At 61.7% G+C, this 26424-nt stretch carries 28 protein-coding genes and 1 tRNA gene; 16 read left to right on the forward strand and 13 right to left on the reverse strand.

Annotation, left to right across the window (positions count from 1 at the left end; all coding sequences use genetic code 11):
- Position 1 precedes the first annotated feature (1 nt).
- From ACCO56_RS26690 to ACCO56_RS26700, 3 genes are read left to right on the forward strand one after another with little or no spacing between them, the layout of a single operon-like run.
- Positions 2-823: an ABC transporter ATP-binding protein gene (locus ACCO56_RS26690; RefSeq protein WP_433643943.1), complete on the forward strand. Its 822-nt coding sequence runs from the start codon at positions 2-4 to the stop codon at positions 821-823.
- Positions 810-1661, forward strand: a complete 852-nt coding sequence (locus tag ACCO56_RS26695; protein ID WP_433643944.1) for an ABC transporter permease — start codon at positions 810-812, stop codon at positions 1659-1661. The genes ACCO56_RS26690 and ACCO56_RS26695 overlap by 14 nt, the downstream gene beginning before the upstream one ends.
- Positions 1661-2248, forward strand: a complete 588-nt coding sequence (locus ACCO56_RS26700; protein WP_433643945.1) for an NAD(P)H-dependent oxidoreductase — start codon at positions 1661-1663, stop codon at positions 2246-2248. Before ACCO56_RS26695 ends, ACCO56_RS26700 begins: the two co-directional genes overlap by 1 nt.
- Here the strand turns inward: ACCO56_RS26700 and ACCO56_RS26705 are convergent.
- Positions 2214-3440, reverse strand: a complete 1227-nt coding sequence (locus ACCO56_RS26705; protein ID WP_433643946.1) for a winged helix-turn-helix domain-containing protein — start codon at positions 3438-3440, stop codon at positions 2214-2216. The genes ACCO56_RS26700 and ACCO56_RS26705 overlap by 35 nt on opposite strands.
- 1540 nt (positions 3441-4980) lie before the next feature.
- On the opposite strand from ACCO56_RS26705, the gene ACCO56_RS26710 reads away from it, so the two are divergent.
- The 3 genes from ACCO56_RS26710 (at position 4981) to ACCO56_RS26720 (ending at position 6181) form a co-directional block, all read left to right on the forward strand.
- Positions 4981-5238 (forward strand): DUF982 domain-containing protein, encoded by a 258-nt coding sequence (locus ACCO56_RS26710; protein WP_433643947.1) that lies wholly within the window; start codon positions 4981-4983, stop codon positions 5236-5238.
- A gap of 65 nt (positions 5239-5303) precedes the next feature.
- Positions 5304-5582 carry a DUF982 domain-containing protein gene (locus ACCO56_RS26715; protein WP_433643948.1) on the forward strand — a complete coding sequence of 93 codons (279 nt, stop codon included), beginning with the start codon at positions 5304-5306 and terminating at the stop codon, positions 5580-5582.
- Positions 5583-5917: 335 nt separating this feature from the next.
- Positions 5918-6181, forward strand: coding sequence for a hypothetical protein (locus ACCO56_RS26720; protein ID WP_433643949.1), 264 nt, complete (start codon positions 5918-5920; stop codon positions 6179-6181).
- 25 nt (positions 6182-6206) lie between these two features.
- Here the strand turns inward: ACCO56_RS26720 and ACCO56_RS26725 are convergent, their stop codons facing one another.
- On the reverse strand, positions 6207-6482 hold the full coding sequence (locus tag ACCO56_RS26725) for a hypothetical protein (protein WP_433643950.1): 276 nt from the start codon (positions 6480-6482) through the stop codon (positions 6207-6209).
- 467 nt (positions 6483-6949) lie between these two features.
- Positions 6950-7894: a homocysteine S-methyltransferase family protein gene (locus ACCO56_RS26730; RefSeq protein WP_433643951.1), complete on the reverse strand. Its 945-nt coding sequence runs from the start codon at positions 7892-7894 to the stop codon at positions 6950-6952.
- Positions 7895-8242: 348 nt separating this feature from the next.
- Here ACCO56_RS26730 and ACCO56_RS26735 point away from each other — a divergent pair, with 348 nt between their 5' ends.
- The 5 genes from ACCO56_RS26735 to ACCO56_RS26755 all read left to right on the forward strand — a co-directional run bounded on the left by ACCO56_RS26735 (position 8243) and on the right by ACCO56_RS26755 (position 10780).
- Positions 8243-8587: a hypothetical protein gene (locus ACCO56_RS26735; RefSeq protein ID WP_433643952.1), complete on the forward strand. Its 345-nt coding sequence runs from the start codon at positions 8243-8245 to the stop codon at positions 8585-8587.
- A 181-nt stretch (positions 8588-8768) separates the two neighbouring features.
- Positions 8769-9662 carry an oxygenase MpaB family protein gene (locus ACCO56_RS26740; RefSeq protein ID WP_433643953.1) on the forward strand — a complete coding sequence of 298 codons (894 nt, stop codon included), beginning with the start codon at positions 8769-8771 and terminating at the stop codon, positions 9660-9662.
- A 157-nt stretch (positions 9663-9819) separates the two neighbouring features.
- Positions 9820-10005: a hypothetical protein gene (locus ACCO56_RS26745; RefSeq protein WP_433643954.1), complete on the forward strand. Its 186-nt coding sequence runs from the start codon at positions 9820-9822 to the stop codon at positions 10003-10005.
- 10 nt (positions 10006-10015) lie between these two features.
- Complete coding sequence (locus ACCO56_RS26750; protein ID WP_433643955.1) at positions 10016-10216, forward strand: hypothetical protein; 201 nt, start codon at positions 10016-10018, stop codon at positions 10214-10216.
- A 231-nt stretch (positions 10217-10447) separates the two neighbouring features.
- Positions 10448-10780: a hypothetical protein gene (locus tag ACCO56_RS26755; protein ID WP_433643956.1), complete on the forward strand. Its 333-nt coding sequence runs from the start codon at positions 10448-10450 to the stop codon at positions 10778-10780.
- 387 nt (positions 10781-11167) lie between these two features.
- On the opposite strand, the gene ACCO56_RS26760 is transcribed toward ACCO56_RS26755, so the two are convergent.
- From ACCO56_RS26760 to ACCO56_RS26770, 3 genes are all read right to left on the reverse strand, one after another.
- Entirely contained in the window at positions 11168-11407 is a 240-nt protein-coding gene (locus tag ACCO56_RS26760) for a hypothetical protein (RefSeq protein ID WP_433643957.1), read from the reverse strand.
- A 239-nt stretch (positions 11408-11646) separates the two neighbouring features.
- Positions 11647-12846, reverse strand: coding sequence for a GGDEF domain-containing protein (locus tag ACCO56_RS26765; RefSeq protein WP_433643958.1), 1200 nt, complete (start codon positions 12844-12846; stop codon positions 11647-11649).
- A gap of 288 nt (positions 12847-13134) precedes the next feature.
- Positions 13135-13210 (reverse strand) — tRNA-Lys (locus ACCO56_RS26770).
- A 154-nt stretch (positions 13211-13364) separates the two neighbouring features.
- Here ACCO56_RS26770 and ACCO56_RS26775 point away from each other — a divergent pair.
- Positions 13365-13973, forward strand: a complete 609-nt coding sequence (locus ACCO56_RS26775) for a cysteine hydrolase family protein (protein ID WP_433643960.1) — start codon at positions 13365-13367, stop codon at positions 13971-13973.
- Between the two features lie 13 nt (positions 13974-13986).
- On the opposite strand, the gene ACCO56_RS26780 is transcribed toward ACCO56_RS26775, so the two are convergent.
- Positions 13987-14904, reverse strand: a complete 918-nt coding sequence (locus tag ACCO56_RS26780) for a PhzF family phenazine biosynthesis protein (RefSeq protein WP_433643961.1) — start codon at positions 14902-14904, stop codon at positions 13987-13989.
- A gap of 140 nt (positions 14905-15044) precedes the next feature.
- On the opposite strand from ACCO56_RS26780, the gene ACCO56_RS26785 reads away from it, so the two are divergent.
- The 3 genes from ACCO56_RS26785 to ACCO56_RS26795 are packed head-to-tail and all read left to right on the forward strand — an operon-like array spanning position 15045 to position 18255.
- On the forward strand, positions 15045-16340 hold the full coding sequence (locus ACCO56_RS26785) for an efflux RND transporter periplasmic adaptor subunit (RefSeq protein ID WP_433643962.1): 1296 nt from the start codon (positions 15045-15047) through the stop codon (positions 16338-16340).
- Positions 16337-17044 carry an ABC transporter ATP-binding protein gene (locus ACCO56_RS26790; RefSeq protein ID WP_433643963.1) on the forward strand — a complete coding sequence of 236 codons (708 nt, stop codon included), beginning with the start codon at positions 16337-16339 and terminating at the stop codon, positions 17042-17044. Before ACCO56_RS26785 ends, ACCO56_RS26790 begins: the two co-directional genes overlap by 4 nt.
- Positions 17044-18255, forward strand: coding sequence for an ABC transporter permease (locus ACCO56_RS26795; protein WP_433643964.1), 1212 nt, complete (start codon positions 17044-17046; stop codon positions 18253-18255). The genes ACCO56_RS26790 and ACCO56_RS26795 overlap by 1 nt, the downstream gene beginning before the upstream one ends.
- A 225-nt stretch (positions 18256-18480) precedes the next feature.
- Here ACCO56_RS26795 and ACCO56_RS26800 read toward each other — a convergent pair whose 3' ends face one another.
- The 3 genes from ACCO56_RS26800 to ACCO56_RS26810 all read right to left on the reverse strand — a co-directional run bounded on the left by ACCO56_RS26800 (position 18481) and on the right by ACCO56_RS26810 (position 21386).
- Entirely contained in the window at positions 18481-19467 is a 987-nt protein-coding gene (locus tag ACCO56_RS26800; RefSeq protein ID WP_433643965.1) for an MBL fold metallo-hydrolase, read from the reverse strand.
- 81 nt (positions 19468-19548) lie between these two features.
- Positions 19549-20265 carry a hypothetical protein gene (locus ACCO56_RS26805; protein ID WP_433643966.1) on the reverse strand — a complete coding sequence of 239 codons (717 nt, stop codon included), beginning with the start codon at positions 20263-20265 and terminating at the stop codon, positions 19549-19551.
- An 8-nt stretch (positions 20266-20273) separates the two neighbouring features.
- Entirely contained in the window at positions 20274-21386 is a 1113-nt protein-coding gene (locus tag ACCO56_RS26810) for an endonuclease/exonuclease/phosphatase family protein (RefSeq protein WP_433643967.1), read from the reverse strand.
- A 200-nt stretch (positions 21387-21586) separates the two neighbouring features.
- Here ACCO56_RS26810 and ACCO56_RS26815 point away from each other — a divergent pair, with 200 nt between their 5' ends.
- Entirely contained in the window at positions 21587-21880 is a 294-nt protein-coding gene (locus tag ACCO56_RS26815; RefSeq protein WP_433643968.1) for a PilZ domain-containing protein, read from the forward strand.
- Positions 21881-22189: 309 nt separating this feature from the next.
- On the opposite strand, the gene ilvC is transcribed toward ACCO56_RS26815, so the two are convergent.
- The 3 genes from ilvC to ACCO56_RS26830 form a co-directional block, all read right to left on the reverse strand.
- On the reverse strand, positions 22190-23209 hold the full coding sequence (gene ilvC / locus ACCO56_RS26820) for a ketol-acid reductoisomerase (RefSeq protein ID WP_433643969.1): 1020 nt from the start codon (positions 23207-23209) through the stop codon (positions 22190-22192).
- 24 nt (positions 23210-23233) lie between these two features.
- Positions 23234-23863 (reverse strand): TetR/AcrR family transcriptional regulator, encoded by a 630-nt coding sequence (locus ACCO56_RS26825; RefSeq protein WP_433643970.1) that lies wholly within the window; start codon positions 23861-23863, stop codon positions 23234-23236.
- Positions 23864-24055: 192 nt separating this feature from the next.
- Positions 24056-25993, reverse strand: coding sequence for a potassium transporter Kup (locus ACCO56_RS26830; RefSeq protein ID WP_433643971.1), 1938 nt, complete (start codon positions 25991-25993; stop codon positions 24056-24058).
- Positions 25994-26424: the final 431 nt, after the last annotated feature.

Genomic DNA, 26424 nt, shown 5'->3' on the forward strand with positions numbered 1-26424 from the left:
CATGCTTCAGAAACAGATTGCGCGGCAAGGCGGGGTGGCTGGCGCTCCGCCCCTCCTGCTCTTCCGACATGTCGCAAAGACCTTCTCCAGCGGAGTCGTTGCCTTGCGGGACGTCAATCTGGCGGTCCGCGAAGGCGATTTCGTGAGCCTTCTCGGCCCGTCCGGGTGCGGGAAGTCGACCGCCTTGCGCTTGATCGCCGGCCTGGCGATGCCCACCTCCGGCCAGCTCGACTGGCGGGGCGGAGATGCCGGGCGCGGCGACATCGGCTTCGTCTTCCAGGAACCGACACTCCTGCCCTGGGCGAGCGTTTTCGACAATGTGTGGCTGCCGTTGCGGCTTAGGGGCGTCTCGCGCGCACAGGCGGAGGCGTCCATCCGCGAGATGCTCGAGCGCGTTCATCTCACAGGCTTCGAGGACGCTGTGCCGCGCGAGCTTTCCGGCGGCATGAAGATGCGCGTTTCCATCGCCCGGGCACTGGTGACGCGGCCGAAGGTGTTGCTGATGGACGAACCCTTCGCAGCCCTGGACGAGATCACCCGCTTCAAACTGAACGACGATCTCCTGGAGCTATGGCTGGACCAGCGCTTCACCGCCATTTTCGTGACGCACAGCGTCTTCGAAAGCGCATTTCTTTCCAACCGAATCGTGGTCATGGCGGCGCGCCCGGGCCGGGTCCATGGCGAGCTGGCCGTAGAAGCGCCATATCCCCGCGACGCCGCCTTCCGGACCTCGCCGGAATATGCCGAGCTCTGCCGGCAGGCATCGGCCATGCTTTCCCAAGCCATCGATGCAGGATCGGGAGAGACGCATGGCGATACTTGATGGGAACGCGAGCCCGATCGACGCTCAGGAGAAGCGCCGCCTGCGCAGCGAGAGGCTGGAGCGGATCGGCCGCTGGCTGCTGCCGCTCGCCATCATGATACTGGCGATCTGGTTTTGGGACCGCATCTGCGTCTGGAACGAGATCCCGCAATATATCCTGCCTCGTCCCGGTGTCGTTCTCTCCACCCTCTGGAGCGACGCCCCGCTTCTGTTCTCCTCGCTGCTCGTCACGCTGAAGATCACATTCCTCGGCCTTCTGCTGGCAGTGGTCGGCGGCGTCGGCTTGGCCGTGCTCTTCGCCCAGTCGAAATGGGTGGAAATGTCGTTCTTTCCTTTCGCCGTCGTGCTGCAGGTGACGCCGATCGTCGCGATCTTTCCGCTGATCAACATCTACGTCGGCAACCAGACGGCCAAGCTCCTGCTCTGCGCGTGGATCGTCGCCTTTTTCCCCATCCTGTCCAACACGACGCTTGGCTTGAACTCCGTGGACCGCAATCTTCGAGATCTTTTCGCCTTGAACGGCGCGAGCCGCTGGCAGCAGCTCCGGCATTTGCGGCTGCCCGCGGCGATGCCGTATTTTCTCGGCGGCCTGAAGATCGCCGGCGGCCTTTCGCTGATCGGCGCGGTGGTAGCTGAGTTCGTCGCGGGTGCAACGGGCCAGTCTTCCGGCCTGGCGTCGCGCATCATCGAGGCGGGCTATCGCCTGAATGCGCCTCGTCTTTTCGCTGCCCTGATCCTGATCTCCGTCACGGGCATCGTGATCTTCCTTGTGCTCTCGCTCGTCTCGCATCTCATTCTGCGACGCTGGCACGAAAGCGCGCTGAAGCAGGACCAGTGATGCGCGTCCTCGTGGTCTACTGCCATCCGGTGCCGGACAGTTTCTGCGCCGCCATACGTGAAGCAGCGCTTGAAGCCCTTGTGGCGAGAGGCTGGGAACCGCGGTTGATCGATCTCTATGCGGAGAAGTTCAATCCGGTGATGTGCTGCGCCGAGCGGCGCGCCTACAACGACCGCGCGCCCGAGGATCCCGCGCTCGCGGCTCACCTCGACCATCTCCGGTGGGCGGAAGCGATGCTCTTCATCTATCCGACCTGGTGGTACGGCCTGCCAGCGATGCTGAAGGGGTGGCTGGACCGGGTCTGGGCAAAGGACGTCGCCTTCGCACTCGACGGCGAAGACGCCAAGATCACGCCGCTTATGACCCATGTCCGAAAGCTCGGCGTCATCACCACTTGCGGCGCCGCCCGCTGGTGGTCCTTCGTCATCGGCCAGCCCGGCCGCAAGACGCTGCTGCGCGGCATCCGCGCGCTCTGCGCGTGGCGTTGCTCCACATTCTACCTGGCGCACTACCGGATGGATACGTCGACGCCGGAAAGCCGCGCCGCGTTCATCAGGCGGGTGAAGAGGAAACTGGAGAGGTTCTGATCTCGCGCGAAAGCGCGGGAGCGAGTTCGCCCATGTGGGCGACCTCGATGTCGCTCAAACCGAGCCATGCCGCCACGTCGGAGAGTTCGGTCGCCAGCGCCTCGGCAACATGAGGCGGAGCCTCGGCTTCGCGATGCGAGGCCATAACTCGCAGCACGCCAGCCTGGCGGTCGGCCTTGAGATCGACCCGCGCAGTGATAGCCTCGCCGAGCAGAAAGGGCAGCACGTAATAGCCGTGGACCCGCTTTTCGGCGGGCGTATAGATCTCGATCCGGTAGCGGAAATCGAACAGCCGCTCGGCGCGGGAGCGCTCCCAGACGAGCGGGTCGAAGGGCGACAAGAGCGCCTGCGCTTCGATCTTTCGCGGTACGCGCGCCCCCTTGTGGAGATAGGCTTGCTGGCTCCAGCCCTCGACCTTCACCGGCAGCACCTCCCCGGCTTCGATCATCTCCGGCAGGCGCGCCTTCACGTCCTCCGGCGGCAATCGGAAATAGTCGCGCAGATCGCTCGCCGTAGCGACGCCCAGCGCGCGAGCCGCGATGCCCAACAATTCACGGATCGCGTCGTCGGCCGTGGGCACCGGCGCCGAAAGCACCGACGCCGGGAGAACGCGCTCGGGGACATCGTAGACGCGCTCGAAGCTCGGCCGCCGCTCCGCGGTTGTCACGCGACCCGTCCAGAACAGCCATTCAAGAGCGTGCTTCACGTCGCTCCAGCCCCACCAGCCGCCCTGCCCCCGCTCCCCGTCGAAGTCCGATGCGGCGAGCGGTCCCCGCTCCGATATTTCCTTCAACACTTTCGCGATGTAGTCGGCATTCTCGCGACCGTAACGGACAAGACCGCCATAGACCCTTTCGCCGCGTTCGGCGCGCTCCATGCGCCAGCGCATGAGCGGGTACAGCTCGAGCGGCAGCAGCGAAGCCTCGTGTGCCCAATATTCGAACATCATGCGCTTCCTGCCGCGCGCATTGTCGTCGATCAGGTTTAGCGGGTACGCGCCCAGCCTGGAATAAAGGGGCATGTAGTGCGCCCGGACCAGGACGTTGACCGAGTCCATCTGGAGCAGGCCGTTCCGGCCAAGGAAACGCCTGAGATAGCGGCGGTCGACTGTCGCGGCCGGCCGCTTTTCGCCGAAACCCTGGGCGGCGAGCGCAATTCGCCTTGCAGTCTTCAGCGAGATCCTTTCCTTCATGCCCGCACTACCTCCACCTTTCCGGGACTTCGTAGCGGGGCCACCGCCCTCACCGCAAGCCGCGAGCCGGTCCGCCGTGGCCTCATACTGACAGTGTGGTGTCAGCAGGGGGAGTCGTGCTTCAAATTGACGCCAGCACCCGCCAAGTGCCCGAAGCTCGCCGATCGTGCCTAACAGCCCAAAGAAACTCCGCAGGGGCGTCACAGGCTTGCGAGACGCATCGGCAAAGAGGCGTCGCGGCTGCCAACATCCAAACCTTCCTGAAAAGGAGCGGTACCATTGGACGATCGTCGGCTCAGCTTTTCGACCGACACGGCTACTTCAAATGGGGATGTGTCCCCGGCCCTCCCGCCAAGGTTAAGATTCCGCCGCCTCGAGAGAGGTTAACGGGCGCAGCTCCATGCCCCATAGGTCCTGGCTGGCCCCTCCTTGCGGAGACCAGCGCTCCGCCGGTCCATCGACCGAGGAGCCGCCCGTTAGATCAGGATTAACGCCTCATTAAAAACAGCATGCGATCACCTGCCATCCGTCGGGCGCGGGTTGGATTTTTGTTATAGCGGTTGCCAGCATTCCGTTGGTGGCCGGCAGGAAGGTGACACGCATGGCCTACAATTGGGAGCGCGGACCCACGATTCTCGAACGCCATTGGAAGAAGGCTGCCGCAGCCATTCTGGCTTTGGCCGCTGCTTGGCTGGTCCTGGCCCTCTTGCCTGCTTGACGTGGCCGCCGCCGCGGCCCGAACCCTATGGGAAGACATGCCATGTACATCAAATATTCGTGACAAGTAGCCCGTCACGCGAAATAAAATTTCCAGAAATAAAAATCCCCGCAAAGCCAAGCATCTTGACAACCATTTCTGGATCGCAATCATAGGTACTGCTCAGATGTACGTGGGCCCCGTGTAAACAGGATAATACGGGGCAGTTCATCCGGCCTGGGCTCTCGACGCAGACGAAGCCCGTCCGTGCGGAGCCTATGGTATGCCCCCATGCCCAAAACTCCCACCGGTCTTCCCTGCGCGTTCAACGGCGGTAAATGTAGCGGGGTGTGCCATGCGTGTTCATGTTGGACCGGCGAAGCGTCCGGGCAATGAACGGACGATATTCAACCAGCCGCTCGAGCAAGGGGAGATCGCGTCAGACGGGGACGACGTCTGCCTCTCCTTCTGCGCGGTGGGTATCTATGACGGCCAGTCGCAGTATCGTTATACGATGAAATTTTCGCGCAGCGAGCTCCGGAGCATCCTTACTGCAGGTAGTTCTGGAGAGCATCTCGAGGCTGCTGAATAGTCGGAAACAATTCTCCTTCGCCTATCGCTGGCCGGATCTAGAAATCCGGCCAGCGCAGGAGATTTTGTTTTCCTTCGGACTGCTGACTACTCCGCCTATACAATTGATCTACGCCTCTGTTCGTCCAAATGGCGCGGTTAGAACGGAACGGCCGCCGTGCTAATTGGAAGGCATGGCAGAGGAGCTTCATTGTTCGCTGGAACCATGTACCGCGTTGGGAGTTAGGCCCTCGCCGCTAATGGAGGCCCGACTTGAATACCCGATTCCCAAAACCCGTAGCCGTCAGCGATGCAGCGCGTTCGATCCTTGTGGAAGACGCCGAAAGTGCGGCAGAGTTTCTCTTGAAACGATGGCCGACCTTTCGTGGCCCGCGCCATGCCGACGCCTGCGCCATATCCCTCCTGGTTGCGAGCGGCAGGGAAACGGCAAGCGTTGCGCACGCTGCTTTCGTCGCCGCTGCTCGCGAGGCAGACATCCTGCTTCCATATCCCTCGACCGCCGGGACCTGACACTCGGCGTCAAGCCCTTCTTCCAGCCCCCCCGAATAAAGCCTTCAGACCACCGGAGGAAGAAAATGAGTGACCGTCCATTTCCTATCCCTGTCGAAATCTCTCTAGATCCGGGTCACCGCCGCATCGTAGCGAGTGCATGGGAGGGAATAGAGTTCCTGTCTCAATACCGACCGGCACGGCCCGGTCCGAAATACCGGGCAGCGCTCAGAATCTGCCGCGACGCCATTGATGGTTGGCAGCCTGCGGCCAAGGCGCGTCGCGCCTTCGTGGCTGCGGCACGGGAGGCGCATTTGCTGGCACGGGCTCCGTCTCGCATCCTCGAATCGCCGCGCCGCAAGTGACCCGCCGGACAACGGAGCCCCGGAAAAGACGTCACCCGCGCTGCATCGCCAAAGCCGAACAGCTTCGTTGTTGAGAATGCACGCAACACAAGGAGAACTTGCTAGGAGCTGAATGCCCGTCTTTGAACTGGTGAGCAGGACTGTCTTTGCCGTCACCAGCATCGCGCTGATGGGGAGCTTTTCGCGCTTCCGGGCAGGAAGTCGGTTCAACTCTTCTCGAAGCGGTCGGCTACACCATCATAGCGATCGCGGTATTCGACGTCGGAAAATACCTGTTTGAAGAAGAGGCCATTCGTGCACGCGAGATGCGGCAGCCTGGCGAAGCCAGACGCAGCATGACCAAATTCATTTCGACGATCGCGATCGCGGTGTTCCTCGAGTCGCTCGTGTCCATGTTCGAGGCGAGCAAGGAAGATATGCGAACGATGGTTTATCCGACCCTTGCTCTTTTTGGCGGTGTCGCCTTGGTCGTCGGTCTCGGTGTTTACCAGCGATTGAGCGTGGTTGTCGAAAAGCACACTGGTTCTACGCGAGAGGGAGGCAAGGAAAAACGACCTCGTAATGGACGGCCGGCGCAACGAAGCATCGACAACGCCTGAGGCCGTAGCGTCGTCGGTGCGTGGCTTACGCTCTCCGATAATGCTTCCCGAAGACTGCAGGGCGAAACGGGAATACGTTGCCGTCGCGATCACGGACGATCCAATCATCGATCTCGGCGATCCGCACCACGCCGCCATTGTCGATCTCCATCTTCAGCAATGCGGTCTGGGAATCGACAATTCGTACCTGCCCGCTCCTCAGCTTCGCCAGAATCCACCCCGGCTCCTCCGCCTGGTTGCCTCCCGCAGTCCATTGAAAGGCGTCGATCGTCGACCCGTCACTCCTGGCAATGAACTTCATGGGATCCTCCCTTCCTGCACTCGTGCAGAACGATATCTCGGCAGACGGGTTCCAGAGCACTCTTGCGAAGCCAACCAAGCCCTCACGACGTGCGTCGGGCACGTCAGTCTCGCCATTTCCCTGTTCCATATCGAGGCATGTCAAGGCAGCCTCTCTGATTGCGCGTCCCCCTGTCGGCCATCTGGAAAACGGCAGAGCGAAAACCCAAAACCATCGCTGTGGCGTCGCGACCTTGCAAATACCGCCGGCCCTCCGACGATACTGGCGACGCCGGCAACCAGCAGGAACAGGAAGGCGAGAGGCCAACCGTAGTCGTTGACCGCCCGCTCGGGAATCAGCGGCCTGAGCAATGTGATGATCCTGTTTGTCGAGTATCTTCGCGGAAACGCGGACTGTCTTCACAAAGTTCCAGCGAAGCGTGTCATCGCGCAATCTATCGTGATTTTCTCTCAGGACTTATTCCGACCTCACGGTGCCGTGCAGGCCATGCAGATCTGCTCGATGTGCCGATGATCCGTGCCACAACAGCCGCCGAGCACGTTGATCCGCGGAAACCGCCTTCGCAATGCACGATACTGTTCCCCGAGAGCCACCGGGTCGCCGGCGTCGAGCTCCGTGGCCTCGTCGAGTTCCTTGTGGCTGCGCTCCGAAGCGTTTGCCCGGATGCCACGAATGCGGTCGGCCCATGTCTCGCCGGAATGGAGCTGTTTCTCGAAGTGGGTCGGGTGAGCGCAGTTGATCATGTAGTAGGCCGGCCCCGCGTCGGTTAGGGCGTCGACCATCCCGATTGCCTCCTTCAGGCTGTCGCCCGTCGGCAGGCAGCCGTTGGTCTCGACCGTGAACGAAATGGCTACCGGAAGTCCGGCGGTTTGAGCGGCTCGGGTGATGCCGATAGCCTCGTTGACGTTGGTCATGGTGATAGCGGTAACCAGGTCGACGCCAGCGGCTGCAAGGACGCCGATCTGCTGGCCATGATAGGCCTCGGCCTCCTCCGGCGTCATGAGCTTCCCCGGATCATAGCCGTCGCCGCGCGGGCCGACGCAGCCGCTGATGACCATCGGCGAACGGTCCGTCTCGAATTCTGCCTTCAGATCATGGAGAAGCACGATTGCGTTGCGGTTGGCATCGTCGAGGGCGTTCGACGAATACCCTAGTTTTTCGCCCCAGTCGGGGCTCGCCCGCCAGGTCGCACTCTCCAGGATGAAACCTACGCCGTTGTCGCGAGCGACCGCCGCGTGGCGGGCATAGTAATTGCGCAGGGCGACGGTACCCTCCTTGTCCTGAAGGAGAAGGAATGCAGCGAAATAGGGCAGCTCGAGACCTTCATGAAAGATCAGTGTGGTCTCGATCCCGCCATCGGTCAGAAAAATGTCGCCGGCCAGTTGTGGCAAATGATGTTCATTCCCCATCATTCTCATGTCCTTTGGTGACTATCGCCATGTAAATCCGGCAGAGGGCCGGCATCTCGCGAAGCAAGCAATTTAAACCAAGACTTTTTCAGGAGTTTTTCCGATATCGTTTCAGTTGTTTCATGACCCGATGTCGGCCAGCCGATCTACGATCTTTTTCGGCCAAGAGCTGTGCTCGGTCGGTATAAGCCCCACTGGATTTCGGACCTACACTTGAGGGTTGTGACAAGCCGCTCGAACCTCTCTTGAGGTGAAAGCTGCTTCAGCATGCGAAACCCTTGTCCTTTCGGAACGTTAGTAGCCCGCATCATCAAGGTGCCCTTCACCCTCCAGCCGAAAGGATCGATTGAAATGGCCGATGACAGAACTACCCCGGAAACGACAACTCGCGAGGCCCAAGAGGCGCTGGAAAAGCAGGTTGCTCAAATGAAACGCGAGATCAACAAGATCAACCGAATGTTGGCAGGACGGGCTGAGGAAACAGCAGAGGAAGTAAGTGGATGGTACAATGGTGCCACGGAGCGTGCTTCCAGGGCCACCCAGGCTCTCAGAACGCAGGCACAAACTGTTTCCGAAGCAGTTCGCGAAAATCCAGGCACCGTTTCTTCAGCAATGTTCCTCGGCGGCATCGTCGGGTTCGCGATCGGTTGCCTGTTCAGCCAAGCGACATCGGAGTCGCACCGGCGCTGGTACTAGCCGACGGCACGGGCCGTATCGCTGGTAAAGCCCCAGGCGGCCGCGTTTTCTCACGCGGCACACCCACGCGGTCCACCAGGCTTGGCGCCTCGTTCAAGAGCGAGGCGGTCGGCCTGGGAACGACGGGTTGTCCAACACGCCTTCGGACCCATTTCTGGAGAGAACCGAACTGAGTTCGCCCATGGTTGTTCGCCGAGTGATCGCCATGCTCTCCGAAAGAGCCGGCGAATTGATGAGCCCTCCTCCGGGTTTGGAGTTCGACTACTCCAAGCCGAAATATGAGGCAGCCCTGGTCGATGCGGATTCCGTGTCCTGGCGGATATTCAAGAATCCCGTTGCCCTTTTCGTCGGCGGAGTAGCGGCCGTTATTCTGGAACTTGCCGAACCGTCGGTGCGGACCGGGGTGTGGGATCACAGCTCCTTTCGCAAGGACGCGGTTACCCGTCTTCGACGAACAGGCGCTGCTGCTATGATGACCGTGTATGGACCCCGCACGGCGGCGGAGAAGATGATCAAAGGTGTTGTGCGCGCACACGAGAGGGTTCGCGGCACGACACCCACGGGGCTGCGATACCACGCCAATGATCCACGATTGTTGAACTGGGTCCAAGCGACAGCATCTTATGGCTTCATCGAAGCCTATCATCGTTTCGTCCTGCCACTTTCTCCAGAGGAGCGATCGGCGGTGTTTCGCGAGGGTGCCGCGGCCGCCGAGCTCTACGGAGCGACCGGCGCTCCCAAAAGTCTGTCGGATTGGGAAAGCCTTCTTGAGGCTATGCGGCCGGCGTTGGAACGATCGGAGATAATTTTCGAATTTCTCACCATCATGCGCCGGGCGCCGGCCATGCCTTGGCCGTTGCGCCCCTTCCAGCGTCTGCTGATCCAGGCGGCCGTGGATATCGTTCCGACAGACCTGCAGGTCGCATTGGGGCTCCAGCGCCTGGGACTGTCGCCCCTGCAGCACCGGATAGTGCGCTTCGCCGGGCGTGTCGCTGACCGAATACCACTGCTTACCGCGCCGCCGGCACAGGCTTCCATACGCATGGGCCGCGAGCCGGACGCTCTCTACCGCTGAAGCTTCTGCTGTGACTTCTTCTCCACATGCAGAGCGTCGGCTTTATTCGATTCTGCCGGAACACCTGTCCTCCTCCACCGTTGGAAAAGATCGGGAGAAGCGGATGCGGCAATGGGCTGGCACAGCTTCTCCAATCCCACATTCAGAGAGAAGCACGATGTCCACCAAGCTACCGCCCGTCCCGCCGCAGAACCGGAGTCCGAAGGGATCCGGTGAACAAAAGCAGGCAAATCCGGACGATCTACATCATGGCACCCAGGGCGCACCCGATCCGGATCGGCAAGGACAGCAGGCAAACACCAAGGTCAATACGACCCACCAGGGACACCAGCAAGACCGCTGAGGAGCAGGCCATGTCGACATCGAAGAAGGCGCCTCAAACCATTCGCCAAGGCGGGCCCGGAGCATCTCATGAGAATGCCAAGGCCCCTTTGGAGGTCAAGAAGCCGCCTGCGGATGATGAGCGCCGCAACACGAGCCGCGTTTCGGGAGGCGGCGGCGAAAGAGATCGCCACCACACTCACGATCCAGGTAAAAAGCGCGGGAAGCTCTAACCTCTCGGCGGGGCCCTTGCCGCGCGCTGGCTCCTTGCCTACACGCACGAACGGTAGGTCCCGCTCTCCGTCTCGGCTGCGCCGAGCACCTCTCCTTCACCTTGGGGAGGGAGAGGACCGCTGACCTTGCACTCGGCGCCTTTCCACGAAGTGGGGGAGAGGTGGCTCGGCGAAGCCGAGTTGAAGAGGGGGACGGCGCGCCGCGCGCCATCGTTGTGAAGGAGGAGTTCGATGCGAGTCATTTCTGCCATCTTATCGTTGTTCTGTTTCTTCATAATGCCGGCCCAGCCTTTGATCGCCCAGGAAAAGCGTTTCGCTGATGCGACGGAGACCAATCAAAAACTGATGGATCTCTATGAACACACCGGCGACATATGCCTCCGCAACCCAAGTCGCGATGTCCAGGTGACCGTCGCCTGTATGTCGATGACGGTCTACGGTTTGGCGCTGAACGAAAGAGGCCTGTGCTACGGTAAACGTGACGAAGCGAATGCCTTCAAGAAGTGGCACGAATGCCAGGAAGATTCCGATCGCTTTTCCGAGAGTAGCCTGACAAGCTTCTGACCGACGATTGTCCGTGCATCCGAGCGCATGGCCAGGAATACTAAGCATCGGTTGAATCTGAACAGTCCGCGCAAGATATATCGAGCAACCGGGCAAGCAAGCGATTTATAAGATGGCTATCTCGACTCCAGGGAGAAACATCTTACGCAACGTAAATGATTATTACCATGATTTAACAATATTTCTTACAGTATTCTGATAGGCCTATCTTGCGGCCGTTAGAAGCCGCGGCGGCCGGCGCGCTCAGGCAATTCAAAGTTGGGGTCGCCGGCCGCAACCTATCGGGCCCTCGTGCAGTGCCCGACTGGTGCTCGGCGGCGATCCAACTCGAACTCGGCCTTCTCGCCGGCATCCCTGGTCGCGACGTGGAGCGTTGCGATCCTATGCTCAATCGTCAATGGGATTGTTGGTAGGCCTCGGCGTAACGTTTGCTTGATCGGGCGCATCGCTGCGACGCTCAGGGAATGGATCGGGCAGAGGATTATCGGCTGGTCTTGCTTCCCCGCTCGTGTCGGGGTTGACCGGTGCTCCTCCTTCGTCGGTATTCGTTTCGTCCCGGCGCTTGTGCGGCAGGCCTTCGGTCTCGGGCGTTCTTACCGGCGGCACGTTTTTGGGATTGTCGGACATGTCATCGCTCCTGGTTCGCGGAGCAAACCGAACCGCCGAAAAATTGTTCCGACGCTCAGATGGTCGGGCTCCGGCGTGCTGGCCGCCTATCGTTGCTCGGCGCTGCCGGATCCTCGCTACGAGGTGAGCTCTACCAGAACGGCATTCAGCGCCGCCAGCAGCACGCGAGATGCACCAGATAGCGCCGCGAGCGATGATTGCGCGGCGGTGTCGGATCAAGAAGTTGCTTCGCGCCCTGGCTAAGCACAACTACCACGTCTTCGGCTCATGCCGGAGATCCTCCTGGAATTATCCGAAAGGGGCATCACCGCTATCTCGACACAATCCCGCCCCTTCGATTTGGCCCGATAGAGAGCAGCATCCGCGTGGTCGAGAACCGCCTCAAGAGGCTCACTGCTAAGCGCAACAGCGACACCGATGCTCACCGTGACGGTATGAGAACGCGGAATATCTCGGTGGGGGGTCGCAGCAAATGTTGACCGAATGTTCTCCGCAAATGCCCGAGCGCCAACGATATCCGTACCGCGCAAGAGCCCTACAAATTCCTCACCACCTAGACGGCCGATAGTGCAGCCAGCCGCTGCCGCCTCCATGACCCGAGCGAAGTCCTGGATCACCGTATCCCCTGCCTTGTGTCCGTAGGCGTCGTTCACCTTCTTGAATTCATCTATGTCGCACAAAACGACGGCGAATGTCTCCTCTTTGGCCAGGCTCGCAGCAAGAGAGAAAAAGCCGCGTCTGTTGGGAATTCCCGTAAGTGGATCGGTGAGAGACTGTGTCCGGAGGTCTTTCAAAAGGTCAGTTGTGATCCTTTGAAGAAAGAGGATGGCGAGCAAGACCCACATCAACATCGCCAAAAACCTGAAGCTGATGCCCCACCAGGATCCTGTCACGTCCGTCTCAACCTGGACAGGCGTGTCGAAGGCGTAAATGAAGAGTGGTCGGCCAACGAGCATGGCAGCCGTAACTATGAAAGCTACCGCGGTGAGATAGTCGACCGTATCGATCCCCTTGTGCTTCATCGTCGCCCTGGCGGCGATCACGAACATCGCGGCTGCGCCCACGCTTGCTGCCGTTCCACGTGCAATGATGATTGGCTCGACAAAGCCGAACCATAACCCGGCCAGGATCGTTGCGGCATAAATCGGGAGAAGAAGATGGTCTGGTGTTCGGCACTCGTGCCGGACGATTACACCGCGCGCGGCAAAATACGCCATTCCGACCAGAAGTGCATTGGCGAGAAATGAGTAACCGGCGGCGTCCTCCAGAAACATGCGGACCAAACCGATAGTGGACCCGATGAACCCGCAGGCATAAGAAAGCGACCAATTAATCACATGGCGGCGCTCTTTCTGACCCAGCCAAACACAAAAGAAAGTCACGCAAAGAGCGGCCGAAATGACCGGCAAATTTGCTGCGAGCAGATATGATCGTTCCATACCCCGTAGTCGCGGAGGAAGCACTAATTTTGGGTAAGCGACCGTTTGGCCTTCGCGCTGGTGTCGCCGTCCGTTTCGATTGGTGGATCGATCCGCTCGAGTTCGCTTTCTGGTTGCCATCTCTGACCGGCCTGCGCTGTCCTCTTGCCACTGCCGCAGACTTTCACGCCTGTCGAGCAACGTCGCCGTTTCGAACGTGATTGCATGCGGTTCATCGACCAGCCGCCAGACCGTGGCACGGCTAAGATTTGAACGCGTGGCGATATCGGCGAGGTATATTGAGGAATTTGGTGGGTGTGCACAGGATCGAACTGTGGACCCGCTGATTAAGAGTCAGCTGCTCTACCAACTGAGCTACACACCCACACCCGCTCGGCAGCGGTTGATGGCGCATATAGCCATAGCGACTTGGCCTGTCCAGACCATTTTCTCTCCATGTTGCGGAAATCACAACAGAAGCCGGGAACGCCGCAGCACAAACGGAGTTGAACCCACTCCAACTGTGCGGAGTTCCTGGCATGGCAGCTTCCGGCCTGACATACGGCCCTCTTGACGCAGGCACGATCCATTTGTGCATCGATATGCAGCGGATATTCGACGAAGGCGCGCCCTGGGCGACACCGTGGATGACCCGCGTTTTGCCCAATGTGGAAAAAATCGTCGCCCATTGCCCGGCCAGGACGATCTTCACGCGCTTCGTACCGGCAGAACGCCCCGGCGAAGGTGTCGGGGCGTGGCAGCGCTATTACCGGCGATGGGCCGAAGTTACGATCGAAGCGATCGGTGCGGAGAAAATCGAGCTTCTGCCTTCACTTGGCCGATTCGTGCCGCCGGCCACGATCATCGACAAACGTGTCTATTCGCCCTGGACCGAGGGCAGGCTGGACACCCTTCTTGCGGGCAGCGATGTCAATACGCTCGTCATGACTGGAACGGAGACCGATATCTGCGTTCTGGCGACAGTGCTGGGTGCGGTCGACCGGGGGTATAGGGTCGTTCTTGTGACCGACGCACTGTGCAGTTCGTCCGACGAGACCCACGACGCCCTTATGACCTTCTACCACCAGCGGCTCGCCCAGCAGGTCGAAACCGCCGAAACGAGCGAGATCCTGGAAGGCTGGCGGTAGCCTGTCGCAAGGCTCAAACCGCCAAGGTCCCCTCGGCGAACTTCACCGCGTGACCGCCGATTCGTGCCGTTGCGATTCGCCCCTGTTCGATATCGAGCTCCAGGCGGATACGGGACGGCCTTCCCATCTCCATGCCCTGCTCGATCCAATATTGCCCGGGACCGTCCACCGGCCTGTCGAAGTGCTGGATGGCGCCGGCGAAGGCCGCGGCCGCCGATCCGGTGGCAGGATCTTCGTAACCGGGGCTGCCCGGCACGAACATGCGCGCATGGAAGGCGCAGTCCTTGGCCGTCGTTTCGCGCGTGTAGACATAGGCGCAAGCCGGCGCGCCTCCTTCACGCGTCGGGGCGAGGTCGAGCCAAGCGGGACCGTCCAACCGCGCGCGGCCTGCTGCCGCGAGTGACGCGACAGGCACGGTGATGTACGGCACGCCTGCTGACCACAGGCCGACACGATGGTTCTCGAAGCCGATCTCCTGTGCATCGAGCCCGAGCGCCGCGCCAATCGCCTCGGCGCTGGCCGATAAGGGTAATTGCTCCGGCAGCTTCGGCAAATCGAATTCGGCAAAGGCCAGTTCGCCGTTCCGGGTGACCGCACAGCGCACCGGGCCCACCTTCTCCTCCAGGACAAAGATGCCCGCATGCTGCTCGCCCGCCTCGGCAGCGGCCTGCGTCAAGGCGATCGCCGTGCCGACCGTCGGGTGGCCGGCGAAGGGCAATTCGTATCCCGGCGTAAAGATGCGCACATTCGCCCGATGGAGCGGGTTGGTCGGAGACAGCAAGAAAGTGGTCTCGGACAGATTGAACTCGCGGGCGATGCGCTGCATCGCCGTGTCGTCCAGACCCTCGGCGTCGAAGACGACAGCCAATGGGTTGCCGGCCAGAACCTTGTCGGCGAAGACGTCATAGATGGCGTATCGGCGCTTCGACATACCGCTTCTCCTTCAATTGCCGCTCCAGCCGGCCATGCCGCAAAGAAAACATGAGCGAAATTTAATTTGAAATCGGCGGCCACACATATGATCTGGCATGTGTAGGGACTCTTTAGAGCGCATTTTGGGAGAGGTCCGCAATGGACCAAATTGTCAATCGGCCGCGGGTGGAGAACACCCCGCCAATCGAGGCGGCTCTCGCACTCGACCCCAAGGCGCGCGGCCCTAGGCGCCGCCGGCTTGGTCTCTACGTCTTGGCGGCGCTCATTGCCGCCAGCGCGATCTATGGCGGCTACCGCTCTTTCGGCGCTCCGGCGCCGGGCCCGAGCTTCGCCACGGTGCCGGCCGAGCGCGGCGATCTGACTGTCGAGGTCTCGGCCACCGGCACGCTGCAGCCGCTGATCCAGGTCGACATATCCAGCGAACTTTCGGGCGTCGTCCGATCCGTCGCCGTGACGGAAAATCAGCACGTCGCCAGGGGTGATGTCCTGGCCGCCCTGGATACGGCCAGAATTACCGCCCAGGTCGAGCGTAGCGAGGCTTCCGTGAAGGCGGCGGAAGCGAAGCTGGCCGATGCGCGCACGACATTGCATGAAACCGAGCAGAGCTTCACACGCACCCAGCAGCTCACGGCTCGCGGCATGGCGACGACCCAGGCGCTCGATACGGCGACAGCGGCGCGCGATCGGGCGGCCAGCGCCGTGTTGAGTGCCGAAGCCAATCTCGCCATCGCCGCCGCCGAGTTGAAGCTGCAGCAAGCAGACCTCTCGAAAAGTACCATCTACGCGCCGATCGACGGCGTCGTCCTGACCCGCTCGGTCGATCCCGGCCAGACGGTCGCCTCGTCGTTTCAGGCGCCAGTTCTATTCGTTATCGCGGCGGATCTGGCCAAGATGGAGCTGAAAGCCGCCATCGACGAGGCCGATATCGGCACAGTCAAACCTGGCCAGAAGGCGAGTTTCACCGTCGACGCCTTTCCCGGGCGCACCTTCGACGCCGACATTCGCGACATCGCCTATGCCTCGGTCACGACCGACGGGGTCGTGACCTACGATGCCCGGCTCGACGTCGAAAACCAGGAACTGCTCCTGCGGCCGGGCATGACCGCCACTGTTTCCGTCATCACCAAGGAGGCGAAGGACGTCATCACCGTTCCGAGCGCGGCCTTCCGCTACCGCCCGACGGTCGCCGACACTCGCTCGGGTTGGAGCCTGCAAAGCCTTTTCATGCCTCGCATGCGGCGTGGCATGGGCCAACGCCCGCGCGATACCGCACCCGACGGCATGCGCACCCTCTACGTGCTGGAGAATGGCCAACCCAAGCCCGTGCGTGTCCGGACAGGATCGACCGACGGCGAACTGACGGAGATCGTGTCCGGCCTCGAACCAGGCGACCAGGTGATCGTCGGCGACACACCTGCAGGGCGAGGCCAATGAGCGCGGCTGAACCGCTGGTCACCTTTGACAAGGTCTGGAAGACCTATGGCGAAGGCGATGCCAGGGTGCATGCGCTGGCCGGTGTGGATCTGGCGATCGGCCGCGGCGAATTCGTCGCCATCATGGGCCCGTCGGGCTCGGGCAAGTCGACGGCAATGAATATCATCGGCTGCCTGGACACGCCGACCGCCGGACGCCACGGCTTCCAGGGCATCGATGCGGGAACGCTCGATCGCGGCCGCCGCGCACTGCTACGCAATCTCTATATCGGCTTCGTCTTTCAGGGCTACAACCTGCTTGCCCGCACGACTGCGGTCGAGAATGTCGAATTGCCGCTGATCTATCGGGGCGTCGGCGCGGTGGAGCGGCGCAAGCGCGCCCTCGAGGCGCTCGACCAGGTCGGGCTCGCCGGCCGTGCCGGTCACACTCCGGCCGAGTTGTCCGGTGGCCAACAGCAACGCGTGGCGATCGCCAGGGCCATCGTGACGAGACCCACCCTGCTCGTCGCCGACGAGCCGACCGGCAATCTCGACACGACGCGCAGCCATGAGATCATGGACCTGCTCACCGGCCTCAACCGCGATCTCGATCTGACCGTCGTCATGGTCACGCACGAACCCGACATCGCGGCCTATGGGGACCGCACGGTCCGCTTCCTCGATGGCCATGTCGAGTCCGACGAGTTCAACTCCGAGGCGGCGTGATGCTTTACGAAACGGTGAAGCTCGCCCTGACGTCGGTGCGCCGCAACATGCTGCGCTCGATCCTGACATTGCTCGGCATCGTGATCGGCGTCGCCGCCGTCATCGCCATGATCACCATCGGCAGCGGCACCACGGAGAAGGTGAAGGCCGACATCTCGAAGCTGGGCAGCAACCTCCTGGTTGTCCGCGCCGGCCGCCCGCCGCAGCCGGGTTCTCCGCCCGAGCGGGCCATCAGAGCCCTCGAGCACAAGGAAGTTGACGCGCTTACGCAGAATCTCGACGGCGCGCGCGCGATCTCCGCAGCGTCCCAGAAGACCTTGCGTGTCGTCTACGGCACGGAAAGCCTGACGGTTTCCGTCACCGGCACGGACACCGGTTATTTCGATGCGCGTGACTGGAAGGTCGCTTCCGGCCGGGCCTTCACCGAATCGGAAGTGCGCGGCGGGACCGGCGTCTGCCTGCTGGGTGAAACGGTTCGGCAACAGTTTTTCGGCGCGGGCGATCCGGAGGACATGACCATACGAGTGGGCAGGATGAGCTGCAAGGTCATCGGCGTCCTGGAATCCAAGGGCTTCTCTGGTTTCGGCCAGGACCAGGACAATGTCGTCCTGATGCCGCTGTCGGCCTTCCAGCGCCGGGTGATGGGCAACCGCGACATCGAGAACATCTATGTCTCGGCCGACGACGCCACGCCGACATCCGTGGTTCAGGAGCGCATCGAGAACATTTTGCGCGACACCAGGCGCATCGCGCCAGATCGCGAAGACGATTTCTCGGTGCGCGACATGACCCAGGTGGCGGAGGCCATGGCCAGCGCGACGAATGTGATGACCGGCATGCTCGGGGCGGTCGCAGCCGTCAGCCTGCTGGTCGGCGGCATCGGCATCATGAACATCATGCTGGTCTCCGTCACGGAACGTACGCGCGAGATCGGCATCAGGCTGGCCATCGGCGCGCAGGAACGCCACATCCTCGTGCAGTTCCTGGTCGAGGCCACGGTGCTTTCCTTGCTCGGAGGGCTGATCGGCATCGCGCTTGGCCTCGGCCTGGCCGGCCTCGCCAGCCTCACGCTCGCGATCCCGTTCAGCCCGAGCCTCGCCATTGTCCTGCTCGCCGTGGGCTTCTCCGCGCTGATCGGCATGGTGTTCGGGTTCTTCCCGGCACTCCGCGGCGCCCGGCTCGACCCGATCGAGGCGCTGAGGCACGAATGACCTCACGTCCTTCCAGGCTCTCTGGAGCACCTCTAATCCGACCGCTTCGCGGCCACCTTCTCCCACAAGGGGAGAAGGGAAGACCGGCCGCAACGCTCACGCCAATCGCCAGCGTTTGCGATTGGCAGTTGCGCTCGTGCTACGCTCCATCTTCTCCCCTTGTGGGAGAAGGTGGCCGCGAAGCGGTCGGATGAGGGGTGCTCTAGAGGACGCCGACTCAGGCGCTCAAGGTGCCGCGCTCCATTGCACCGGTACAAGCTGGAAGCCGCTTCCGTCCTTCGCGATATGACCCGTGGCGGGAAATGGCGCATGGTAGAATGCTACCTGCATGCGATCTTCAGCGGCCCGGTCGAGCAGCTTGCGCCGCGTTTCGATAGCCAGCGGCCCATCCATGTCGAATACGGCGGTCCAATCAGGATTGCGGACGAAAAGAGCGGGATGATTGGTCGTATCCGACATGGCCATCAGCGCTCCTTCGCCGGACGACAACGCGAACGCCGTATGGCCTGGCGTATGCCCGGGCGCCGCTATCGTCGTGATCCCCGGAACGACCTCCTTCTCTGGCCCAAAACGCTCGACCTTGTCGGCAATCGGTCCGAACACACGGCGCACGTTCTGGAATGCGCCCTTGGCCTGTTCGGATGCCGCGCTCATGTTGGCATCATCCATCCAGAACGCCCATTCCGCCTCGGGCACCAGAACCTGGGCATTGGGAAACACGGCCGTGCCGTCTTTCAGACGGAAACCGTTGATGTGGTCACCATGGAAATGGCTGAAGATCACGGTCGAGACATCGGCAGGATCGAAACCCGCGGCCTCAAAGTTGGCCATCCAGGTGCCCGTGGTGGGCGCGCCGGAATCGCCGTTGCCGGTGTCGATCAGCGTCAGCTTGTCACCGTCCTGGATTGCGAGAGTGGTGAAGGTGATGTTCAGCGCGTCCTTCGGAAGGAAGGCTGCTTCCATCGCCTTCTGAACGTCCGCCATTTCCGCGTTCTTGATGAAGCCTTCTATAGGCCGGGTGGCGAAGCCGTCATTGATGGCCGTGACGATGAGATCCCCGATTTTGTAGCGATAGAACCCCGGAGCCTGGCCAGCCTGCGCTGGCTGGGCATGCGCACTGCCGGTAGAAAGCCGCGCACCAAGCATGGCGCCAGCCGTGAGCGCTCCGGCGCCGATCATCAAATCCCTGCGCGACGCACCAATCGAATTCATCGGAGTCTCCCCGTTTGCTTTGCTTGGAGCGAAGACTATTTCGTGCAGCACGGTCCCACGTGTAACTTTTACGTGAGTTGGCTAGTGCTTCGGCGGGTTGGCGAAGTGCCAGTCGATCAGCGGCGCCATGTGCGAGATGAGCTTGTCGGGGATGTCCCGGGCATTGCGGATGACGACAGGTTCTTCGATCTCCGGCTCCTCCTCGCCGGCAATGAATTGCCGGATGCGGGCTGCGACCGTATCGGCGTCCTGATCGAGGAAGTAACGGCGGAAGATGACCGTCCCGGTTGCGAGCGATATGAAATACTGCCGGTCCTCGCGCGCGGCATGGTCGATCGAAATCCCGGTCTCCTCCTTCACTTCCCGCGCCATGTTGAGATGAAGATCGGCTTCTCCTCCGGGGAAATCCTTGGGCTCGAAGGAACCGGCCGCAAAATAGACGCGACCCGGATTGGCCGTGTGCGGGCCCATTCTAATCGCAACCAGCGCGTTGTCGGCCGCGACCAGCATGGCGTGGGCGAAAGCGTGTTCCGCGCTTGTCGAACGATGACGCCGCCAATGCATGAAGGTGGCGAAGCGAATGGCGTGACAACACCCGTCCAGATTCCTGCCGTCATAGGAAAGCGCCGACAGCAACACCGTCGTGCCGTCGAACAAGGCAGGGTTGCCCGCTTTCTCCGCACGCCAGTTCTCCTCGATTGCCGTGAGGTTTTGCGTTTCGAACGGATGCGGATCGGGTACCAGGCGGACATTCACCGTGTCGACGGAACAGATGCGGTCGCGAGGCAGATCGAACACGGGGAAGCTCACACGATGTCGAGGGAAACGGCAACAGGGCAGTGGTCGGAAGCCTTGGGCCGGTCCCAGCCGACGCGCGGATACCGTTCGGCCTCCTGTCCGGCCGGGAAGATCGTCCGCCAGGGTTGGCCCCCACGCACAATGTCCGGAACAGCCCCTTGGTTCTGGCGTGCCAGCGCCGGGGACAGCAGGATATAGTCCAATTGGCAGAGATGCCGCTCCTCAGGGCCGCGCGTGTGATAAAGCGTCCAGCGGTCCATTTCCGGGCGCCGCTCGACGACATTCTCGCAAAATCCGTCGGCAAGCAGCACGTCGAGACTGGACGTCGTTTCGTCGACGACAGTGAAGCGATAACCGGCGTGCCTGTCCCCTCCTATCGTGACTCGCTGACGGTAGTCGTTCAGGTCGCCGCAGATCACCCAACGCTTGCCGGCCGCATGATCGCTCCCGAACCGATCCTCTATGATCCGGCGAACCGCCTTGGCCTCGGCGATGCGGATCGGCATGGACGAGTCCCGGCCGGGAATGCCGTTGCGGGCGCTGCCCATCGATTTGAAATGCACGCAGTAGATCGTGAGCGGCTTGCCGCCGACACGCACGTCGATCTCCAGGCAATCGCGGCGGAAGATGCGCTCGAACGCTTCGTTGCCCAGGGCGGCGAGTTCGGGCGTGTGCAGACCGAATTGCTCGTAGGTGACGTGGGCGTGGCTCGTCATGCGCACAAACTCGATCGGCTGCCCGTGGCTCGTTTCCTCGCGCATCATCACCGCCACGTCGATGCCGCGGCTGTCATTGCCGGTCGAGGTGTATTTGTTGCGGTAGCCCTCCCCGACCATCTTGAAGAGGTAGCCGTATTCAAAGGCCTTCAGCGCCTCCAGATTGTCGACCTCCTGCAGGCAGATGATGTCGGCGCGACTGTCGGCAATGGCAAGCGCCGTCAGTTGTCTTGTGTCGTCGGCATGGGCAATGGCGCGGGCCTGCTCGAGCTGCCGGTATTCCGCCTCGCTCTTGATCTCGAACAGCGAGAGGGTCCGGTCCTGGTTGAGCTGATTGCGAAAGCCCGAGAAATCGAACCGGCGCATGAGGTTTTCGACATTGAAGGTAGCGATCCGAAGCGACATGGGCGGGAGCTTTGCCCGCAACTCCCGCCAAAAGCAATGCACGTTCAACGCAGGCGCGAAATCGCCATCATGACACGAGCCGCATGATGGAACCACGTAGCCGCCCGGCCGCCGTGGGCGTGTCAGCTTTTCAGCTCCGTTAATCGACTTTTGCTTTTGTGCCTGTAAGGAGTCGGGCGTATCGCTTCGGAGTTCAGGAAATGTCTATCCCGACCGAAAACGAAAACAGGGACGAGCACAGGCAACGTGTCCTCAAGGGCGCATCGATCCTGAGCGGCGTTGCCGCATCCGAAGTCAAATGCACGGTCCGCAACCAGCACCGCAACGGCGCGGAGCTGAAAGTCGCTGCCGATTCCCGCGTGCCCCAGGAATTCCTACTCTATATCCCCGTCGACGGCATCGCCTATAAATGCGAGCTGCGCTGGCGCAGGGGCGAGCGGCTCGGCGTCATGTTCACTGGAACGGAGGCGAAGCCACACTGGCACTATGGGTGAGGCTGCGGGCCGACAAGTCGCGTCAGCGCTGCAGGCCAAGGCACCGACGGTAAAGGCATGTTTTGGGGGGCATTCCGGCACGGATTGATCGTCTGAGCGGGCCCCTCATCGGCCTGCCGGCCACTTCTCCCCGTAAACGGGGAGAAGGACGCTGTCATCACCACTTTCGCCAGTCACAGGCGTTTGCGATTGGCGAGATCCGCGCGGCCGGCAACTCTCTCCCCGCAAGCGGGGAGAGATGTCCGGCAGGACAGTGAGGGGCCATTCGTGACCCTCACGAACCAAGACGTAATATTGGCTTCGTCGCCCTTAGTTCTTCGCCTTGTCCACGAGCTTGTTCTTGGCGATCCACGGCATCATACCGCGCAGCTTCTCGCCGACCTGCTCGATCTGATGGCTGTCGTTCATGCGGCGGATACCCTTGAAGCGAGCCAGGCCCGAACGGTACTCCTGCATCCATTCCGAGGTGAACTTGCCGGTCTGGATATCCTTCAGCACGCGCTTCATCTCGGCCTTGGTCTCGGCGGTGATGATACGTGGGCCGGAGACGTATTCGCCCCACTCGGCCGTGTTGGAGATCGAGTAGTTCATGTTGGCGATGCCGCCCTCGTAGATGAGGTCGACGATCAGCTTCACCTCGTGCAAGCACTCGAAATAAGCCATTTCCGGAGCGTAGCCGGCTTCCACCAGCGTCTCGAAGCCGGCGCGGATCAGCTCGACCAGGCCGCCGCAGAGCACGACCTGCTCGCCGAACAGATCGGTCTCGCATTCCTCGCGGAAATTCGTCTCGATGATGCCGGAGCGGCCGCCGCCGACACCGCAGGCATAGGAGAGCGCAAGGTCGAGCGCATTGCCGGAGGGATCCTGATGAACCGCGACCAGGCACGGCACGCCGCCGCCCTTCTGATATTCGCCGCGCACGGTATGGCCCGGGCCCTTCGGTGCGACCATCAGCACGTCGACACTCGCCTTCGGCTCGATCAGGCCGAAATGAACGTTGAGGCCGTGCGCAAAAGCGATCGCCGCTCCGTCGCGGATGTTGGGGGCGATCTCGTTCTTGTAGATGTCGGCCTGGAGTTCGTCCGGCGTCGCCATCATCATCAGGTCGGCCCATTTCGCGACCTCGGCCACGGACATGACCTTGAGGCCGTCGGCCTCGACCTTCTTGGCGGTGGGCGATCCGGCCTTGAGGCCGATCGCGATTTCCTTCACACCGGAATCCTTGAGATTCAGCGCATGCGCCCTGCCCTGGCTGCCATAACCGATGATGGCGACCTTCTTGCCCTTGATGAGATTGAGATCGGCGTCGCGATCGTAATAGACACGCATCCTGGTGCTTCCTTCCTAGTTTGATCAGAGGCCGGTATCCGCCGGCCCGGCGTTTGCTCCGAAAAGAGCGAGGAACTGCTTCGTTGCAAGGGCCGCATCGCGGCCGATCTCCTCCGCAGTCATTGTCAACCGGTCGCCGAGCAGCAACCGGATCTGCACGTCCCTAGCAACGAGGCCGAAGAAAGTGCGAAATGCCGTTTCCGTGTCGCCGAAGCGAAGCAGCCCGGCGTCGCGGCCGGCATCCAGCACCGGCTTGAGGCGCCGCCCCATGGCGAAACGGCCGTTCTCGAGCACGATCGCGCCGAGATTGGTTCGGCCCGAGCCAGCATGGCTGACTGCCAGGCGGTTGAGCGCGATGGAAGTGGCGCTCGAGATGACGGAGAGCCAATTTTCGGCGAACTGCTCGAGACTCGCGGTCAGCGACGCCAAGTCGAGGCGCGCCCGATCCACGGGCGCGACCCGCACCTTGGATGCCTGCCAGCGGACCGTCGCAGTCAAAAGCCCGTCGCGATCGCCGAACCATTTGTAGAGCGTTTCCTTGGAGCAACTGGCGCGCCGGGCTACGGCGGTCATGGTGATACGGTCACCTTCCTCTACCATCAGCGCGAGCGTGGCATCGAGCACGTCCTGCTGACGCGCCGATGGCTCCTCCATGTACTTTTCCAAGGCTTCCTGCACGGGTCGCCGCTCATCCATCTGGCAGGCCCGAAGCCGTACCGTACGTTACGGTTCGGTTATCGCGTATTTTTCGGTGCCTCGCAAGTGCGAGGATGGAATTTCACTGCCAGTGAGCAGCAGATATCCTGGAAGCGCGTGGGCGACGCCGCACAACCGCCTGGCGTCGTGTCAGATCGCCACCTGCGTGCCGATCTCGACGACGCGGCCCGTCGGGATCTGGAAATATTCCGTGGCGTCGGCGGCCGTTCGCGCCAATCCGATGAAGAGCCGGTCCTGCCAAAGGGGCATTCCTGAATTGGGCGAGGCCTTAAGAGAGCGACGCGACAGGAAGAAGGATGTCGTCATGATGTCGAACTTCCAGCCTTGTTTACGACAGATGGCGAGAGCGCTCGGTATGTGCGGCTGCTCCATGTAGCCGAAAGTCAGCTTAACCCGCATGAACAGGTCGTTTATCGGCTCCATCTTCGCTCGCTCGCTGTTGGGAACGACCGGCTGCTGCGCCGTCACGACCGAGAGGATGACATTGTGCTCGTGCAACACCTTGTAATGCTTCAGCGAGTGCATCAGCGCGGTCGGCGCGCTCAGCGGGTCGCTGGTGAGAAACACAGCCGTTCCCGGCACGAGTTGCGGCGGCTTCTTGGACATCTGGGCAGCCAGGAAATCGAGCGGGATCTCGTTTTTCCTGGTTTTCTCGAACAGGAAGCGGCTGCCCCTTACCCAAGTCGCCATGATCACGCCCATGATGATGGCGACGCCGATTGAAACCCAGCCCCCGTCGAGCACCTTCACGGCATTTGAAACGAAGAAGCCGAGGTCGATGATACCGAAGAGCGCAGCAAGTCCGATTGCAACGGCGATGTTCCACTTCCACAGCCGCACCATCACGACGAACAGCAGGGCTGTGGTCACCACCATCTCGCCGGTGACCGAGATGCCGTAGGCGGAAGCGAGGGCACCGGACTCTCCGAACCCGACCACGAGCAGCATGACGCCCAGCGCCAGCAGGAAATTGACCCGCGGCATATAGATCTGGCCGAGCTGGGTTTCCGACGTATGCTGGATTTGGATGCGCGGCAGAAGGTTGAGCTGCACGGCCTGACGCGTCAGCGAATAGGCGCCGGAGATGACCGCCTGGCTGGCGATCACCGTCGCCGCGGTCGCGAGCCCCACCATGGGTAGCAGCGCCCAGGGCGGAAGCATCTCGAAAAACGGGTTATGCGGCACGCCGCCATGCGACAACACATAGGCGCCCTGCCCGAAATAGTTCAGCAGCAGGCATGGAAAAACGAGGGCGAGCCAAGCCATTACGATCGGCCGTCGGCCGAAATGGCCGAGGTCGACATAAAGGGCTTCAGCGCCGGTCACTGCCAGGAAGATCGCGCCGATCGTGACGAAGGCGATCTGGGGCTGGGCCGAAAGGTAGGACACCGCGTAAAGCGGGTTCACGGCCAGCACGATGGAGGGATCGTCGAATATGTGGAGGAGTCCGAAACCGCCCAGGGCAAGAAACCAGACAAGTGTCACCGGCCCGAATACGGAAGCGACGCCAGCCGTGCCGAAACGCTGCACGGCGAAGAGCACCGCAAGGATCAAGAGCGTTGCCGGCACCACATAGGGATCGAAGGCCGGCGTCACCACTTCGAGACCTTCCACGGCCGACAAAACGGAGATCGCGGGCGTGATGATGGCGTCGCCGAAGAACAAGGCCGCCCCGCATATGCCGAGCGCCAGGATCGCGGCCGGACGCGTCGGGAAGCTGCCCCGAGCGAGCGCCATGAGGGAAAGCGTCCCGCCTTCGCCCCTGTTGTCGGCCCTAAGGACGAAAACGACATATTTGATCGTGACGATCACGGTGAGCGCCCAGACGATCAGCGACAATACGCCGAAGATCTCCTCGCGCGTCGCAATATTGCCGCCGGACGAGACACGAAGCGCCTCACGGAAAGCGTAGATCGGGCTCGTTCCGATGTCGCCGAACACGACACCCAAGGCACCCAGCATCAGAACGCCGAGCCGCTGTCGCGCAGGGCCTTCGAGCGGTTGCGACGAATCCGTTGCAGCCTGGCTTCCGGTATCAGCCTGACTGCCTGCTCCGGCTTCGGCCATGGAAAACCCACTTCACGTTAACGGGCGGGGTCCGATAGTCCTGTTGTGATGCAAAAGCAAGCCCGGCTTGCGCCATTCAAGTTTCCGCTATGCTTTCCCCGTGAGCAAAGAAATAGCCTTCGCCCCCCTCCTGGCAAGACAATCCTGCCGGGATTATAGCGGCGCGAGCCCAGGATCGCCCGCCCTGTTCGGGCCGGGCGCACTCAACGTGTTTCTCTAATGCCACGATGACCGCATCCCCCACGCAGCACCCCCCTCTGGCCTGCCGGCCATCTCCCCCTCAAGGGGGGAGATTGCCTGTCACGTATGGTCCGCTCATCATTGACGTGGGCCGAAGAGGCGCCGACATCGAATCTGCCAATCTCCCCCCTTGAGGGGGAGATGTCCGGCAGGACAGAGGGGGGTGCCAGCGCGGCAGTAATTGCCAAGAC

The sequence above is a fragment of the Mesorhizobium sp. 1B3 genome (genome assembly GCF_050958605.1).
Taxonomy (GTDB): Bacteria; Pseudomonadota; Alphaproteobacteria; order Rhizobiales; family Rhizobiaceae.